This is a genomic window from Streptomyces sp. NBC_00076, from assembly GCF_045041235.1.
In the GTDB taxonomy this organism is placed as follows: Bacteria; Actinomycetota; Actinomycetes; order Streptomycetales; family Streptomycetaceae; genus Streptomyces.
In genome coordinates this window covers 1,401,190-1,415,984 of the sequence record NZ_CP108242.1, presented here as the reverse complement: position 1 = coordinate 1,415,984, position 14,795 = coordinate 1,401,190, and the positions used below count along the sequence as shown (strand labels likewise).

17 protein-coding genes are annotated in these 14,795 nt (G+C 71.2%); 9 read left to right on the top strand and 8 right to left on the bottom strand.

What is annotated here, in order from left to right:
* The first annotated feature begins 49 nt into the window (after positions 1–49).
* The 5 genes from OHA64_RS06540 (at position 50) to OHA64_RS06520 (ending at position 5,220) form a co-directional block, all read left to right on the top strand.
* A complete protein-coding gene (locus tag OHA64_RS06540; RefSeq protein ID WP_405623879.1) occupies positions 50–721 on the top strand; it encodes a succinate dehydrogenase in 672 nt (223 codons plus the stop codon).
* 2 nt (positions 722–723) lie between these two features.
* Positions 724–2,676 (top strand): fumarate reductase/succinate dehydrogenase flavoprotein subunit, encoded by a 1,953-nt coding sequence (locus OHA64_RS06535; protein ID WP_405609257.1) that lies wholly within the window; start codon positions 724–726, stop codon positions 2,674–2,676.
* On the top strand, positions 2,673–3,419 hold the full coding sequence (locus tag OHA64_RS06530; protein WP_405609254.1) for a succinate dehydrogenase/fumarate reductase iron-sulfur subunit: 747 nt from the start codon (positions 2,673–2,675) through the stop codon (positions 3,417–3,419). Before OHA64_RS06535 ends, OHA64_RS06530 begins: the two co-directional genes overlap by 4 nt.
* Positions 3,420–3,640: 221 nt before the next feature.
* Positions 3,641–4,411, top strand: coding sequence for a GNAT family N-acetyltransferase (locus OHA64_RS06525; RefSeq protein ID WP_405609251.1), 771 nt, complete (start codon positions 3,641–3,643; stop codon positions 4,409–4,411).
* Positions 4,411–5,220, top strand: a complete 810-nt coding sequence (locus OHA64_RS06520) for a lysophospholipid acyltransferase family protein (protein WP_405609248.1) — start codon at positions 4,411–4,413, stop codon at positions 5,218–5,220. Before OHA64_RS06525 ends, OHA64_RS06520 begins: the two co-directional genes overlap by 1 nt.
* A 7-nt stretch (positions 5,221–5,227) precedes the next feature.
* On the opposite strand, the gene OHA64_RS06515 is transcribed toward OHA64_RS06520, so the two are convergent.
* Positions 5,228–5,824, bottom strand: coding sequence for a TetR/AcrR family transcriptional regulator (locus OHA64_RS06515; RefSeq protein ID WP_405609245.1), 597 nt, complete (start codon positions 5,822–5,824; stop codon positions 5,228–5,230).
* 86 nt (positions 5,825–5,910) lie between these two features.
* Between OHA64_RS06515 and OHA64_RS06510 the strand changes: the two genes are divergently transcribed.
* Positions 5,911–6,927, top strand: coding sequence for a DMT family transporter (locus OHA64_RS06510; RefSeq protein WP_405609242.1), 1,017 nt, complete (start codon positions 5,911–5,913; stop codon positions 6,925–6,927).
* Here OHA64_RS06510 and OHA64_RS06505 read toward each other — a convergent pair.
* A complete protein-coding gene (locus tag OHA64_RS06505) occupies positions 6,884–9,250 on the bottom strand; it encodes an ATP-binding cassette domain-containing protein (protein WP_405609239.1) in 2,367 nt (788 codons plus the stop codon). The genes OHA64_RS06510 and OHA64_RS06505 overlap by 44 nt on opposite strands.
* Positions 9,251–9,403: 153 nt before the next feature.
* The gene (locus OHA64_RS06500; RefSeq protein ID WP_405609236.1) at positions 9,404–10,402 is read right to left on the bottom strand and encodes an LLM class flavin-dependent oxidoreductase; all 999 of its coding nucleotides are present in this window, start codon (positions 10,400–10,402) and stop codon (positions 9,404–9,406) included.
* A gap of 162 nt (positions 10,403–10,564) precedes the next feature.
* Here OHA64_RS06500 and OHA64_RS06495 point away from each other — a divergent pair, with 162 nt between their 5' ends.
* Entirely contained in the window at positions 10,565–11,296 is a 732-nt protein-coding gene (locus OHA64_RS06495; RefSeq protein WP_405609233.1) for a DNA polymerase beta superfamily protein, read from the top strand.
* Between the two features lie 37 nt (positions 11,297–11,333).
* Here the strand turns inward: OHA64_RS06495 and rpmF are convergent, their stop codons facing one another.
* From rpmF to OHA64_RS06480, 3 genes are all read right to left on the bottom strand, one after another.
* Positions 11,334–11,504 (bottom strand): 50S ribosomal protein L32, encoded by a 171-nt coding sequence (gene rpmF / locus OHA64_RS06490; protein WP_405609230.1) that lies wholly within the window; start codon positions 11,502–11,504, stop codon positions 11,334–11,336.
* Between the two features lie 101 nt (positions 11,505–11,605).
* The gene (locus tag OHA64_RS06485) at positions 11,606–12,010 is read right to left on the bottom strand and encodes a (2Fe-2S) ferredoxin domain-containing protein (RefSeq protein ID WP_405609227.1); all 405 of its coding nucleotides are present in this window, start codon (positions 12,008–12,010) and stop codon (positions 11,606–11,608) included.
* Between the two features lie 94 nt (positions 12,011–12,104).
* A complete protein-coding gene (locus OHA64_RS06480; protein WP_405609224.1) occupies positions 12,105–12,230 on the bottom strand; it encodes a hypothetical protein in 126 nt (41 codons plus the stop codon).
* Positions 12,231–12,273: 43 nt separating this feature from the next.
* On the opposite strand from OHA64_RS06480, the gene OHA64_RS06475 reads away from it, so the two are divergent.
* Positions 12,274–12,765, top strand: coding sequence for a hypothetical protein (locus OHA64_RS06475; RefSeq protein ID WP_405609221.1), 492 nt, complete (start codon positions 12,274–12,276; stop codon positions 12,763–12,765).
* 24 nt (positions 12,766–12,789) lie between these two features.
* Here OHA64_RS06475 and OHA64_RS06470 read toward each other — a convergent pair whose 3' ends face one another.
* Together OHA64_RS06470 and OHA64_RS06465 are read right to left on the bottom strand one after the other, a co-directional pair.
* Positions 12,790–13,005 (bottom strand): dodecin, encoded by a 216-nt coding sequence (locus OHA64_RS06470; protein WP_405609218.1) that lies wholly within the window; start codon positions 13,003–13,005, stop codon positions 12,790–12,792.
* A 58-nt stretch (positions 13,006–13,063) separates the two neighbouring features.
* Entirely contained in the window at positions 13,064–13,192 is a 129-nt protein-coding gene (locus OHA64_RS06465; RefSeq protein WP_405609215.1) for a hypothetical protein, read from the bottom strand.
* A gap of 164 nt (positions 13,193–13,356) precedes the next feature.
* Here OHA64_RS06465 and OHA64_RS06460 point away from each other — a divergent pair, with 164 nt between their 5' ends.
* Positions 13,357–14,784 carry a sugar transferase gene (locus tag OHA64_RS06460; protein WP_405609212.1) on the top strand — a complete coding sequence of 476 codons (1,428 nt, stop codon included), beginning with the start codon at positions 13,357–13,359 and terminating at the stop codon, positions 14,782–14,784.
* Positions 14,785–14,795 lie beyond the last annotated feature (11 nt).

Here is a 14,795-nt window from a genome sequence, read left to right as displayed (position 1 = left end):
AACGTCCTGACACATGGCTCTGGCAACGCGGACGGACCGACGGCCGTCCATGGCACGCACCGTGTGGGACTCCACCGTCGGCAAGAAGACCGTGATGGCCGTCAGCGGCCTGATCATGCTGCTGTACCTGGTCGTCCACATGATCGGAAACCTGAAGATCTTCTTCGGGGCGGGCGAGTTCAACCACTACGCCCACTGGCTGCGCACCGTCGGTGAGCCGTTCATGCACTACGAGTGGACGCTGTGGCTCGTCCGGGTCGTCCTGGTGGTCGCCGTGGTCGCCCATGCCACCTCCGCGTACCAGCTCAGTCGCCGCGACATCAGGGCGCGCCCGAGCAAGTACGTCCACAAGAAGCCGCGGGCGAGCTACGCGACCCGCACCATGCGCTGGGGCGGGACCATTCTTGGCCTGTTCATCGTGTGGCACGTCCTCGACCTGACGACCGGCACCGTGCACTCCGGCGGCTTCCAGGAGGGCCACCCGTACCAGAACGTCGTGGACACCTTCTCCACCTGGTACGGCAACGTCATCTACATCGTCGCGATGCTCGCCCTCGGCCTGCACATCCGGCACGGCTTCTGGAGCGCCGCTCAGACCCTCGGCGTCGGCAGCCGCACCCGCGACCGCGCCCTGAAGACCGTCGCCGACGTTCTCGCATTGCTGCTCACGGCAGGCTTCGTCGCCGTGCCCGTGGGCGTCATGACCGGAGTGGTGAGCTGAACATGACTGCTGAGTACGTGGACTACGCGACCGGTGAGCCGGTCGTCGACACCAAGGCCCCGACCGGACCCGTCGACGAGCGCTGGGACAAGCGCCGTTTCGAGGCCAAGCTGGTCAACCCGGCCAACCGGCGCAAGCACACCGTGATCGTCGTCGGCACCGGCCTCGCGGGCGGCTCCGCCGGCGCCACGCTCGCCGAACAGGGCTACCACGTCGTCCAGTTCTGCTACCAGGACTCCCCGCGCCGCGCCCACTCCATCGCCGCGCAGGGCGGCATCAACGCGGCGAAGAACTACCGCAACGACGGCGACTCGATCCACCGGCTCTTCTACGACACCGTCAAGGGCGGCGACTTCCGGGCAAGGGAGTCCAACGTCCACCGGCTCGCGCAGATCTCCGTCGAGATCATCGACCAGTGCGTGGCGCAGGGTGTGCCGTTCGCCCGTGAGTACGGCGGCCTGCTCGACACCCGCTCCTTCGGCGGCGTCCAGGTCTCGCGGACCTTCTACGCCCGCGGCCAGACGGGCCAGCAACTGCTGCTCGGTGCCTACCAGGCCCTCAGCAGGCAGATCGCCGCGGGGAACGTCGAGATGCATCCGCGTACCGAGATGCTCGACCTGATCGTCGTCGACGGGAAGGCGCGCGGGATTGTGGCGCGGGACCTGATCACCGGCCGCGTCGACACCTACTTCGCGGACGCCGTCGTCCTGGCGAGCGGCGGCTACGGCAACGTCTTCTACCTGTCGACGAACGCCATGAACTCCAACGCCACCGCCGTCTGGCGGGCCCACCGCCGCGGCGCCTACTTCGCCAACCCGTGCTTCACGCAGATCCACCCCACCTGCATCCCGCGCACCGGCGACCACCAGTCCAAGCTGACGCTGATGAGCGAGTCGCTGCGCAACGACGGCCGGATCTGGGTGCCCAGGGCCAAGGGCGACGACCGGCCGCCGAACAGGATCCCCGAGGACGAGCGCGACTACTACCTGGAGCGGATCTACCCGTCCTTCGGCAACCTGGTCCCGCGTGACATCGCCTCCCGGGCCGCGAAGAACGTCTGCGACGAGGGGCGGGGCGTCGGGCCCGGCGGACAGGGTGTCTACCTCGACTTCGCGGACGCCGTCGAGCGGATGGGACGCAAGGCCGTCGAGGCGAAGTACGGCAACCTCTTCGACATGTACCAGCGGATCACCGACGAGGATCCCTACGAGGTGCCGATGCGGATCTATCCCGCCGTGCACTACACCATGGGCGGACTGTGGGTGGACTACGACCTCCAGACCACCGTCCCCGGCCTGTTCGCGATCGGCGAGGCCAACTTCTCCGACCACGGCGCGAACCGGCTGGGCGCGTCCGCCCTCATGCAGGGCCTGGCCGACGGCTACTTCGTGCTCCCGGCGACCATCAACGACTACCTCGCCCGCAACCCGCACCACCAGGGCGTCACCGCCGAACACCCCGTCGTGCAAGAGGCGTTGGCGGAGACCGAGGACCGGCTGCATCTGCTGCTGGCCGTGGACGGCGACCGTACCCCCGACTCCTTCCACCGTGAACTCGGCGAACTCATGTGGGAGTTCTGCGGCATGGCCCGCACCGACAGCGGGCTGCGCAAGGCGCTGGAGCGGATCCCGCAGATCCGCGAGGAGTTCTGGCGGCGCATCAAGGTCCCGGGCGTCGGCGAGGAGTTCAACCAGTCGCTGGAGAAGGCCAACCGAGTCGTCGACTACCTGGAACTCGCCGAGCTGATGTGCCTCGACGCCCTGCACCGGGCCGAGTCCTGCGGCGGCCACTTCCGCGAGGAGTCCCAGACCCCCGACGGCGAGGCGGCCCGCCTGGACGACGAGTTCGGGTACGCGGCCGCCTGGGAGTTCACCGGTACCGGCGACGCGCCCGTCCTGCACAAGGAAGACCTGGTCTTCGAGTACGTCCACCCCACTCAGCGGAGCTACGCATGAAGCTCACCCTGCGCGTCTGGCGACAGAAGAACGCCGACGCCGAAGGCGCCATGTCCATGTACGAGGTGGACGGAATCTCCTCCGACATGTCCTTCCTGGAGATGCTGGACACCCTCAACGAGGAGCTCATCCTCAGGGGCGAGGACCCGGTCGCCTTCGACCACGACTGCCGTGAGGGCATCTGCGGAGCGTGCTCGCTCGTCATCAACGGCGACGCGCACGGACCCGAGCGCACGACCACCTGCCAGCTGCACATGCGGTCCTTCCAGGACGGCGACACGATCGACATCGAGCCGTGGCGGGCGTCCGCGTTCCCGGTGATCAAGGATCTGGTCGTCGACCGGACCGCCTTCGACCGGATCATCCAGGCCGGCGGGTACGTCACCGCGCCGACGGGCGCCGCACCCGAGGCACACGCGACGCCGGTACCCAAGCCGGACGCGGACTTCGCGTTCGAGCACGCGGAGTGCATCGGGTGCGGTGCCTGTGTGGCCGCCTGCCCCAACGGGGCGGCGATGCTGTTCACGTCCGCCAAGGTCAATCACCTGAACGTGCTGCCGCAGGGGGCGCCCGAGCGGGAGACACGGGTGCTGGACATGGTGGCGCAGATGGACGAGGAGGGGTTCGGGGGGTGCACGCTCACGGGAGAGTGCGCGACCGCCTGCCCCAAGGGGATCCCGCTCGTGTCCATCACCGGGATGAACAAGGAGTGGCTGCGGGCTACGCGGAAGGTCAAGCGGTAGCGCGCTCCGCTGGTGAAGAGCGTTCGCCGAGGGTGCGGACGGGCGGGGCCGGGAGTGGTGCTCATCCCCGGCCCCGTCTCGCCTTCTCCGGGCGGCGCCCCTGGCATTCAACAACCTCACATCCGCACTCCTGGCCCAGGTCACGTGCGCGCCAACCGGTGTCGGAAGAAACAGGGTGTACCGCCACCGTCCCCGAGTTGGCCCGTGCCCTGGAGAGAGCCATGACCGGCGTTTCCACCCTCGACCGTCCCCCGCAGTCGAGCGCTCCCGTCCGCTACACCGTCACCCTGGCCCGCGACGAGGCCGACGTGCGGGCCGCGCAGCGGCTGCGCCACGAGGTCTTCGCCGGGGAGATGGGCGCCCTGCTGAGCTCCCCGCAGCCCGGCCTCGACGTCGACCCCTTCGACGCGTACTGCGACCACCTGCTCGTGCGCGACACGACGACCGGCCAGGTCGTCGGCACGTACCGGCTGCTGCCGCCGGAGCGGGCCGCGGTCGCCGGACGCCTCTACTCGGAGGGCGAGTTCGACCTCACCCCGCTCGACCCGATCCGCCCCGGGCTCGTCGAGGTCGGCCGCTCCTGCGTGCACCCCGACCACCGGGACGGCGCGGTCATCGGGCTCATCTGGGCCGGCATAGCCCGCTACATGGTCGACCAGGGCCACGAGTGGCTCGCCGGCTGCTGCTCGATCCCGCTCACGGACGGCGGCGCCCTCGCGGCCGGCACCTGGGACCGGGTGCGGGACAAGCACCTGGCCCCGGAGGAGTTCCGGGTACGGCCGCTGCTCCCCTGGGTGCCGCAGAACGTGAGCGTCCCGGCGCGCACCGAACTCCCCGCGCTGCTGCGCGGCTATCTGCGGCTTGGCGCCTGGGTCTGCGCGCAGCCCGCCCACGACCCGGACTTCGGGGTCGCCGACCTGTATGTGCTGCTGTCGATGCGCCGGGTCGACCCGCGCTATCTGCGGCACTTCCTCTCCCTCGTCCCGGCCTGATGAGCGTCTGGCTGCCCGGCGCGCCCTGCACCCCGAGGGCGTGCGTGGAACGGACGGGAGCGGCCGCGGCCGTACCACGGGCCGTGCTGCGGCTGGCGGTGGTCGCGGCCCTGGTGCTGGCCGGGGTCGTGCTGTCGCCGCTCGGTGGGCTCGTCCCCGCCGGACCGGTGAGGCGGTGGTGCCGGTGGATCGTACGGGCCGCAGGGGTCCACGTCCGGATCACCGGCACCGCGCCGCCCGCCGGAGGGCTGCTCCTGGTCGCCAACCACATCTCCTGGCTGGACATCCCGCTGCTCGCCGCCGTCCGCCCCGCCAGGATGCTCGCCAAGGCGGAGATCCGGCGATGGCCGGTGGCGGGGCCGCTCGTGGCGGGCGGGGGCGTCCTGTTCATCGACCGGGACCGGCTGCGTGCCCTGCCCGGCACGGTCGCCCACGTCGCGGGCGTCCTGCGGGCCGGCCGGGCCGTCGCGGTGTTCCCCGAGGGCAGCACCTGGTGCGGGCGCGCCCAGGGCCACTTCCGCCGAGCCGTGTTCCAGGCGGCGCTCGACGCGGGCGTCCCGGTGCTGCCGGTGCGCATCCGCTACCGGCTCGCCGGGGGAGCGGCCAGCACCGCGCCCGCCTTCGTCGGCGACGACTCCCTGCTCGCCTCGGTGTGGCGGGTGGTGTCGGCACGGGGGCTGGTGGCCGAGGTCGAGGTACGTGAGGTGATCGCGCCGGGCAGCCACCCCGACCGCCGCGCACTGGCCCGGGCCGCACAACTGGACGCCCTGCCCGAGCCGGACCCCGTCCACACGGTCTCCCTGTCGTAGGACCGTCCTAGCCCGGCGCGCGACTCCCGTCGGCGTCGGCGAGCAGTTCGGCCGCCAGGGCGCGCGCGTGGCCGATCGGGTCCGGGAAGACACGCAGGCCGTGGGCGACCATCGCGCCCTCGTGGAGCAGCGTCAGCGTGCGGGCCGACCCGTCGGCCCGGGCGGGGGCGAATTCCCGGACCAGGTCGGCGAAGAGCGCGAGCATCCACTCCTTCTGGCCCGTGATGATCGCGTGGGCCGGATGGGATGGATCGCTGATCTCGGCGTGCGCGTTGACCATGCTGCACCCCTTGGGGCTGCTCTCGGTCATCCAGGCCCGCGAGGCGTCGAAGACCGCCAGGACGCGGTCGACGGAGCCCGGCTCCACCTGAGCGAGCCGCTCCGCGACGAACGCCCGCCAGCGCTCGTCGCGGTCGGCGAGGTACTCGACGACGATCTGCTCCTTGGAGCCGAACCGGTCGTAGAGCGTCTTCTTCGTGACCCCGGCCTCGGAGGCGATCAGGTCCACCCCGACCGCGTGGATGCCGTGCGCGTAGAAGAGCCGGGACGCGGCCGTGAGAACACGGCGCGCCCCGGGGGTCATGGTGATCCGCCTGGTGCCCATGCCCCAAGACTATACCGATCTGTATACTCGGCCGAGTCGAAAAGGTATACCGATCTGTTTAGTAACTCGTTGGTGGGTGGTGTGTCGTGAACTTCCTTCTCTCCGTCGCCTTCGTGCTGTGCTGGAGCTCGGGGTTCGTGGGAGCCAGGCTCAGCACGCAGGACGCCGGCGCGGTGACGATCCTGATGTGGCGGTTCCTGCCGCTGGCGCTCGTCCTGGCCGCGGCGGCCGTCGCACGCGGGCGGGCATCCTGGCGGGGGCTTACCGCGCGCGACGTCGGGCGGCAGGCCGTGATCGGGCTGCTCTCCCAGAGCGGCTATCTGCTCACCGTCTACTGGGCGATCCAACTCGGCGTGTCGAGCGGCACGACAGCCCTGATCGACGGCACCCAGCCCCTCGTCGCCGGGGCGCTCGCCGGCCCGCTCCTGCGGCAGTACGTCTCGGGCAGGCAGTGGCTCGGCCTGTGCCTGGGCCTCGCCGGTGTCGCCCTGGTCACCACGGCCGACGCCGGGGCCAGCAGCGACGTGGCGTGGTGGACCTACCTGGTGCCGTTCGCGGGGATGCTGTCGCTGGTCGCGGCCACGTTCCTCGAACAGCGTTCCCGTACGCGGGTCACGCCCACCGTGTCGATGACCGTCCACTGCGCCACCAGCGCCCTCGTCTTCACCGGCGCCGCCCTCGCGACCGGGGTGGCCGAACCGCCCTCCGCCTCGTCCTTCTGGATCGCGATCGGGTGGCTCGTCACGCTCTCGACCTTCGGCGGATACGGGCTCTACTGGCTGGTGCTGCGGCGGTCCGGAGTCACCCGGGTCAACACGCTGATGTTCCTGATGGCGCCCGTCACGACCGTCTGGGGCGCCGCCATGTTCGACGAACCGTTCACCGCGCAGACCGCCCTCGGCCTCGCGGTCGCGCTCTCGGCCGTCGCCGTCGTGCACTGGGCGAACCCTCGCGCGGGAGAGGCGAGCCGCGGCGGGCGAGAGGCAAGTCGCGGCGGGGGCGAGGCCGTCGGCCGCAGTGCGGGAGAGGCAAGCTCTCCTGTCAGTCGTATCGGGCGCCTCAGCCCTGCCGGGAAAGCGCCCGCCTCAGATACGTGGCCGTAGTGCTCCCCTCCGTCCGCGCCACCTCCGCCGGCGGCCCCGTCGCCACGATCCGTCCGCCCGCCTCACCGCCACCCGGCCCGAGGTCGATCACCCAGTCCGCGCCCGCGACGACCGCCATGTCGTGCTCGACGACGACCACCGTGTGCCCGGCGTCGACGAGCGCGTGCAGCCGGCCCATCAGGACCTCGATGTCGGCCGGGTGCAGACCGCTCGTCGGCTCGTCGAGGAGGTAGAGGGTGTGGCCGCGGCGCCCACGCTGCAACTCGCTGGCCAGCTTGATGCGTTGGGCCTCCCCGCCGGACAGCTCGGTCGCGGGCTGGCCCAGGCGTGGATAGCCGAGACCGACGTCCAGCAGCGCGCCGAGGCTGCGGGCCACGGCCGGGGTGTCGGCGAAGAACTCCGCCGCCGCCTCGACGGTGAGGTCGAGCACCTGCGCGATGTTCCGTTCCCGGTACGTCACTTCGAGCGTCTTGGGGTTGTAGCGCGCCCCGCCGCAGTCCGGGCAGGGGGCGTAGGTGCTCGGCAGGAACAACAGCTCGACGGTCACGTATCCCTCGCCCTGGCAGGTCTCGCAACGCCCGCCGGGCACGTTGAAGGAGAAGCGGCCGACGCCGTAACCCCTGGAGCGGGCCTCGTCGGTGGCCGCGAAGACCTTCCGTACCACGTCGAACAGGCCCGTGTACGTGGCCAGGTTGGAGCGCGGGGTGCGTCCGATGGGTTTCTGGTCGACCGACACCAGCCGCCGCACGCCCGGCAGGTCCTCCGTGATCTCCCCGATGAGCGTGGACTTGCCTGACCCGGAGACGCCCGTGACCGCGGTGAGCACGCCGAGCGGGAAGCCGGCCGTCACGCCGCGCAGGTTGTGCCGGGTGACCGGACCGACCTTCAACTCGCCGCGTGCCGCGCGCACTTCACGGTCGGGCGCGGGGGACCGGTCGAACAGGAAGCGGGCCGTCGCCGACTCCGCGACCCCGGCCAGCTCCGCCACCGGCCCGCTGTGCAGCACCCGCCCGCCGTGCTCGCCGGCGTGCGGCCCCACGTCCACCAGCCAGTCGGCGCCCCGCACGACATCGAGGTGGTGCTCCACCACGAACACCGAGTTCCCCGCCGCCTTCAGTCGCGAGAGAACCGTCAGCAGCGCCTCCGTGTCCGCCGGGTGCAGTCCGGCGGACGGTTCGTCGAGGACGTACACGACTCCGAAGAGTCCGGACCGCAACTGGGTGGCCAGGCGCAGCCGTTGCAGTTCGCCCGCCGAGAGGGTGGGCGTGGCCCGGTCGAGGCTGAGGTAGCCGAGGCCGAGCTCGACCACGGGTGCGATGCGGGACCTGAGGTCGGCGGTGAGCACCCGGGCCGCCTCCGAGGCGCCCGCTTCGAGAGCCGCCGCCAGTTCCACCAACGGCAGGGCCGCCAGGTCGGCGATCGTGCGGCCCGTGAAGGTCACCGCCATCGCCTCGGGACGCAGTCTGCTGCCGCCGCAGGCCGCGCAGGGTGCGCTGGTGAGGAAACGCTCGGCTCTGGCCCGCAGCGTGGGGCTCTTCGAGTCCGCGAACGTCTTCATCACGTACCGCCGGGCGCTCATGTACGTGCCCTGGTAGGGCCGTTGGATGCGCTCGGCGTCCCGGACCGGGTGCACGGTGACGACCGGCTGTTCGTCCGTGAACAGGATCCACTCCCGCTGCTCGGCGGGCAGCTCCCGCCAGGGCCGGTCGACGTCGTACCCGAGCGCGTCGAGGATGTCCCGCAGGTTCTTGCCCTGCCAGGCACCGGGCCAGGCGGCGATGGCGCCCTCGCGGATCGACAACGACGGGTCGGGGACCAGCGACTTCTCCGTCGTACGGTGCATGCGGCCCAGCCCGTGACACTCGGGACAGGCCCCGACAGCCGTGTTGGGGGAGAAGGAGTCCGAGTCCAGCCGCTCTGCGCCCGGCGGGTAGTCACCGGCCCGGGAGTACAGCATCCGCAGGGAGTTCGACAGATTGGTCACCGTGCCGACCGAGGAACGGGACGTCGGCGCCGACCGGCGCTGCTGGAGCGACACGGCGGGCGGCAGACCGCTGATCTCACCGACCTTCGGCGCCCCGACCTGGTGGATCAGCCGGCGCGCGTACGGCGCGACCGACTCGAAGTAGCGCCGCTGCGCCTCGGCGTAGATCGTGCCGAACGCCAGCGACGACTTCCCCGAGCCCGACACGCCCGTGAACACGGCCAGCACGTCCCGCGGGATGTCGACGTCCACGTCCTGGAGGTTGTGCTCACGGGCACCGCGAACGCGGACGTACGGGTCGTGCGAGTGGGGCACGTAGGGGCCGTGCGAGTCGGGCATGAGGGGGCACTCCGTACGGATCTTCTGGCCGAGCCGAGGACAAACCCCGCGATCCTATGCGAACCAGTGGCCGGTCGCCCGGCGGGCGGCGCGGTGCGAGGGGCCGCCCGCGTGCGAGGCAGGGCGACCCGGGCGGCATGGACGTTCCAGTGCTCAGCCGGCGGTGATCCGGGCCAGCCGCCGATAGGAGTCCAGCAGGGCCGCGCGGTCGTAGCCGCTGGTGGTTACCAGGACCTCCTGGGCTCCCGTCTCCTTCAGCACCGTCTCCAGCTCGTGCGCGACCTGCTCCTCGGTGCCGGCGATGTGCCCGGTCAGCCCGGACTCGTAGAAGCCGCGCTCCTTCCCGGTCATCGTCAGTGCCTCGACGCTCTCGGCGGGCGGCAGCGGCGGGAAGGTGCCGCGGGTGCGCGAGTACGCCATCGACCAGGCCTCGGGGATCAGCAGCCGCCGGGCCTCCTCGGGCGTGGCGGACACCGCGATGGTGCCCGAGATGACGACGTACGGCTCCCGCGCCCAGGGCGAGGGGCGAAACCGCGTGCGGTACTGGTCGATGCCGCGCCGCATCTTCTCGCGGTCGCGCAGGTCGCCGATGACCATGGGCAGCCCGGCGCGGGCCGCGATCGTCGCGCCCTCGCCCATGGCCAGGACGAACGGCGGCACGGTCAGCCCCTCGGCGGGGCGCGCGTGCACGCCCGTGGGGGACGTGCCCAGGAACCAGCCGAGCAGGTCGTCGAGCTGGGCCGCGAAATCGTCGGCCACGTCCTTGTCGCGCCCCAGCGCCCTGCGGACCCCGTCCGTGAAGCCCACGGAACGGCCGAGCCCCATGTCGATCCGCCCGGGGAAGAGGGACTCCAGCACTCCGAACTGCTCGGCCACCACCAGGGGTTGGTGGTTGGGCAGCATCACCCCGCCGGTGCCGACCCGGATCCGCTCGGTCGCGGCGGCCACCGCGGCGGCCAGCACGGTCGGCGCGGACCCGGCGACCCCGGGCACCCCGTGGTGCTCCGACACCCAGAACCGGTGGTAGCCCAGCGCCTCCAGCTCCCGTGCCATGCGCACGGTGTCGCGCAGTGCCTCGGCGTTCGTATGGCCCTGTCGGGTCCGGGAACGGTCGAGGACGGAGAAACGGGTGGCGGCGATCACGGAGCTCACACGGGGTTCAACGCGTGGCGGGCGGAGGCATTCCCGTCCGCCGCCGACCCGACGGGGCCCAGGAAAACCGGGTGACCGTGACATCGCTGGTCAGCACAATGGGACACACCCTCCGCGGCGGCCGCACGTCCATCTCGTCACACCCAAGGAAGGCGGCCGACCGTGACCGTCCCGAACGTCCTGCTGTCCGGCGTCGTCGGCTCCACCGCGTACGGACTCGCCCACGCCGGCTCCGATGTCGACCGCCTCGGCCTCTTCGCCGCGCCCACCACCGACCTGCACGGTCTGCGCGGCCCGAAGGAGTCCCACGTCACCACGGCACCGGACCGCACCCTGCACGAGGCCGCGAAGTGGTGCCGGCTCGCCCTCGGCGGCAACCCGACCGTGATGGAGCTGGTGTGGCTCCCGGACGAGCTGTACGAGCTTCGGACCCCGCTGGGCGAGGAACTCATCGGCATCCGTACGTCGTTCCTGTGCGCGAAGCGCGTCCGGGACGCCTATCTCGGTTACGCCACCCAGCAGTTCCGCCGGCTGGAGAACCGCGGCGACGGCTCGTTCCCGGCGGATTCGCGGAGGCGTACGGCGAAGCACGCCCGGCACCTGAAGCGGCTGTGCCACCAGGGTCTGGAGCTGTACACCACCGGCCGGCTGGAGATCCGCGTCGAGGACCCCGAGGAGTACCACGCCTTCGGTGACCGGGTGGCCGCCGACCCGTCGGCCGCGCTGCCCCTGCTCCGCCGCTACGAGTCCGCCTTCGACGAGACCCGTAGCGTGCTGCCGCAGGAGCCCGACGAGGCGCCGGCTCAGGCGTGGCTGCGCCGGGTCCGCCGCCACTTCTACCCCACTGAGGCCGCCACCTCGTGCTCGTGCTCGCAGGCCCCGTCGGCGCAGTAGGTGCGCCGGGCGGGGATCGGATCGGCCGCCCTCCGGCTCAGCCCTCGGGCCGCAGCAGCCCGCGCTCGTACGCCCTGACCAGGTTCTGCGGTACGAGGTGACGGACGCCCTCGATCGTGACGGGCGCCAGTGCGGGCGTGGTGGCCTTCCACTGCGCGCGGCGGTGGCGGGTGTTGCTGCGGGACATCTTCCGCTTGGGGACAGCCATGACGAACCTCCTCGGTGGGTGAGCACCGAGACGCTACATGAAAATGGATCCCATTAACAATTGGTGGCTTCCCGGTAGGAGGTTCCTCAACTGGAGGATTCTCAACGCCGGGACCGGACGCGCGCGTCCCGGGGTGGCCGGATGAACTGCATCTCCAGCGTGAGCGGCGGCTCGGCGACACCTGGGCCGCCGGCCGCCGCCCACCGGACGACCTCCTCGGTGCTGTCGTCGTCGATGACGAACCCGATCCACACGGCCCGCCCGCCGGCCCGGCGTCCGGCCGCCGACGGGCGGACCACGATCACGTTGGCCTGGTCGCAGGGGCCCAGGCAGTCGGTCGTACGGACCCGGAAGCCGTGTTCGGCCGCGCCGGCCCGCAGCAGCTCCAGTTGCCAGGCCGGGTCGGTGCCGGGCTGCTTGCGGGCGTTGCCGCAGCAGCAGCCCCGGCAGACGACGAGCGTGCAGGAGGCGGAGCCGGTCAGTGGCGTTCGGGGCGTCGAAGGCATGGGAGAAGCATGCGGCCTGCGGTGATCACGCGGTGATGCCGGGGTGCCCACCGCCGCCTGACATGTCGGCATCGAGGCCCGTACGCCCTTTGCCCTACGTGGAGTTGCGGGTCAGGGCGAGTGTGCCCGCGTCGCCGTTGTCCGTGACGCCGGGCGCCGTGCTCTTGGACGACACGCTGTTTCGCGGGGCGTGGGCCACCGTGGGCGACCCGGCTGCCACCACCGAGCTTGAAGCCGTCGCCGGGGTGTCTAGGGTGGAACCCGTGACCGACAGCCGCAGTCTTCCGCTCGCCGTGTTCGACCTGGACAACACCCTTGCCGACACGGCCCACCGGCAGCGGTTCCTGGAGCGAAAGCCGCGCGACTGGGACGGCTTCTTCGGCGCCGCGCCGCAGGATCCGCCGATCGCCGAGGGCGTCGCGCTGGCCCTGGAGAGCGCTCGGGAGTGCGAGGTCGTCTACCTCACCGGACGGCCCGAGCGCTGTCGGCGCGACACGCTGGCCTGGCTCGCCGCACAGGGCCTGCCCGAAGGGCGCGTGTACATGCGGCGCGACAACGACCGCAGGCCCGCCCGGCGCACCAAGCTGGAGATTCTCCGCCGGCTCGCCGCCACCCGGGAGGTCCGGGTGCTCGTGGACGACGACGAGCTGGTGTGTGAGGACGCCGAACGGGCGGGCTTCCGGGTCGTACGAGCACGCTGGGCGGCCCAGTCCGCGGAGCTCAAGGTGGCGCAGGAGCGGGAGGGGCGGACCTGAGGCGCCGTCGGTACGCGGGCGGCGTCAGTCCGACTCGTCCAGCCGGAAACCGACCTTCAGGCCGACCTGCCAGTGCGCCACCTGCCCGTCCTCGATCTGGCCCCGTACCTGGGTGATCTCGAACCAGTCGAGGTTGCGGAGGGTCTGTGACGCACGAGCGATGCCGTTGCGGACGGCCTGGTCGACGCCGTCGGGCGAGGTGCCGACGATCTCCGTGACCCGATACGTGTGGTTCGACATGCGGGGCTCCTCTCCGCGGTGACGGCGGCGTCACCTGTGTCGGGCGCGTCTGCGCGCCTCAGTCCACCGTGCCCCAAACCGTGGTGGAGCGCGAGGCGTCGGCCTGCCTTGCCGTGTCCGCGGCCTCCTCGTCCGGGCGGGAGATCTCGTCCTGCGGTGATGCGGATAGCCACACGTCGAGCGGCATAAAAGTACGATATTGCTACCCATCTAATGATATAAGAATCACATCGAAGGGCGTGACCGCGCGCGACTGTCGTGCACGCGGTGCGCCCGTGATCTGTGATTGGGGGTCGAGAGGCGACCATGCGGCGGTTCAAAATCGCGATGTCCCGGCAGGCGCCAGTTTCCATGGCGCGCCGCCCCGTCTACCGTGCGGAGACCCGGGCACGTTGGTACTGCCCCTTCTCGGTGTGTGTGGACCTGCTTGCCGCGGCCCTGCCGGTCGGGGCGGCGATCGTGGAGGTCCACGAACCCCACCCGTTGCGCCTGGCGGCCGCCGCGGCCCTGCTGTGGCCGCTGATCGGAGTGATGAGCAAGCGGTACACGTCCTTGGCCTGGGGCGACAATGGCGGTCTGAGGGCCGTCGTACGGGACTGGCTGGTCCTGGTCGGCGCCCTGGCGACGCTCCGTGTGGTCTGCGGACTGAACAGCGTGCCGGCCGAGGCGTTCACGGCACTGATCCCCGCACTGGTCCTCACGGGCGTCTGCCAGAAGATGATTCACCGTCATCTGCTGGCAGCGCGCCGGGAAGCCCGCGCACTGCGCCACGTGGTCGTCGTGGGTGAGCCCACGACGGTGGACGCCGTGGTCGAGCAGCTGGCCCAGCGCACCGACCACGAGTACGTGATCGTCGGATCCTGCCCGGTGGGCGAGGGTGACGTGCGCTCCGGGGTTCCGGTGTGCGTGCGGCTGCCCTGCGAGGAGCCCGAGACGCCCGAGGAGGACGCCACGGCCGTGCTCGGGGCTGCCGACGAACTGGCGGCCGACCTGGTCTTCGTGGCTCCGGGTCGGTACATGTCCGGCGAGCGGGTGCGCCGGCTGTCCTGGATGCTGCACGACAGGGGCCGCTCGCTCATGGTGCTGCCCGGCATCGTCGACGTGGCACGTCGACGGGTGCAGCTGACCTCGGCGGCCGGTCTCACCCTGCTGCACATCGCACCGCCGCCGCAACGCGGTGTGCACACGCTGGCGAAGTCCGCGGTGGACCGGGTGTGCGCCCTGGTGTTGATCGTCATGCTCTCGCCGCTGCTGCTCGGGTTGGCGCTGGCGGTCCGGCTCGGCTCACCAGGCCCCGCTCTCTACCGCCAGACCCGGGTCGGCTGGAACATGACGCCGTTCGCCATGTGGAAGTTCCGCACGATGGTGGTCGACGCGGACCGGCTCAAGAGCGGGCTGGAGGCGCAGAACGAGAACGACGGGCACATGTTCAAGATGCGCCGGGACCCTCGGGTCACCCCCGTGGGGCGCGTCCTGCGCCGCTTCTCGCTGGACGAACTGCCCCAGCTGTTCAACATCCTGTTCGGCCACATGTCCCTGGTCGGCCCACGCCCCCCGGTGCCCGAGGAGGTCGTCAAGTACAACGGGATGGAGATGCGCCGGCTCAACGTCAAACCGGGCCTGACCGGGTTGTGGCAGGTGAGCGGACGGTCGGATCTGTCCTGGCGGGAAACCGTCGCGCTCGACCTGCGCTACGTCGACAACTGGTCGCTGGCCGGCGACATGAACGTCATGGTCCGCACCGTACGCGCGGTCCTGGACGGTCAAGGAGCCTACTGAGTGCGGAGGTG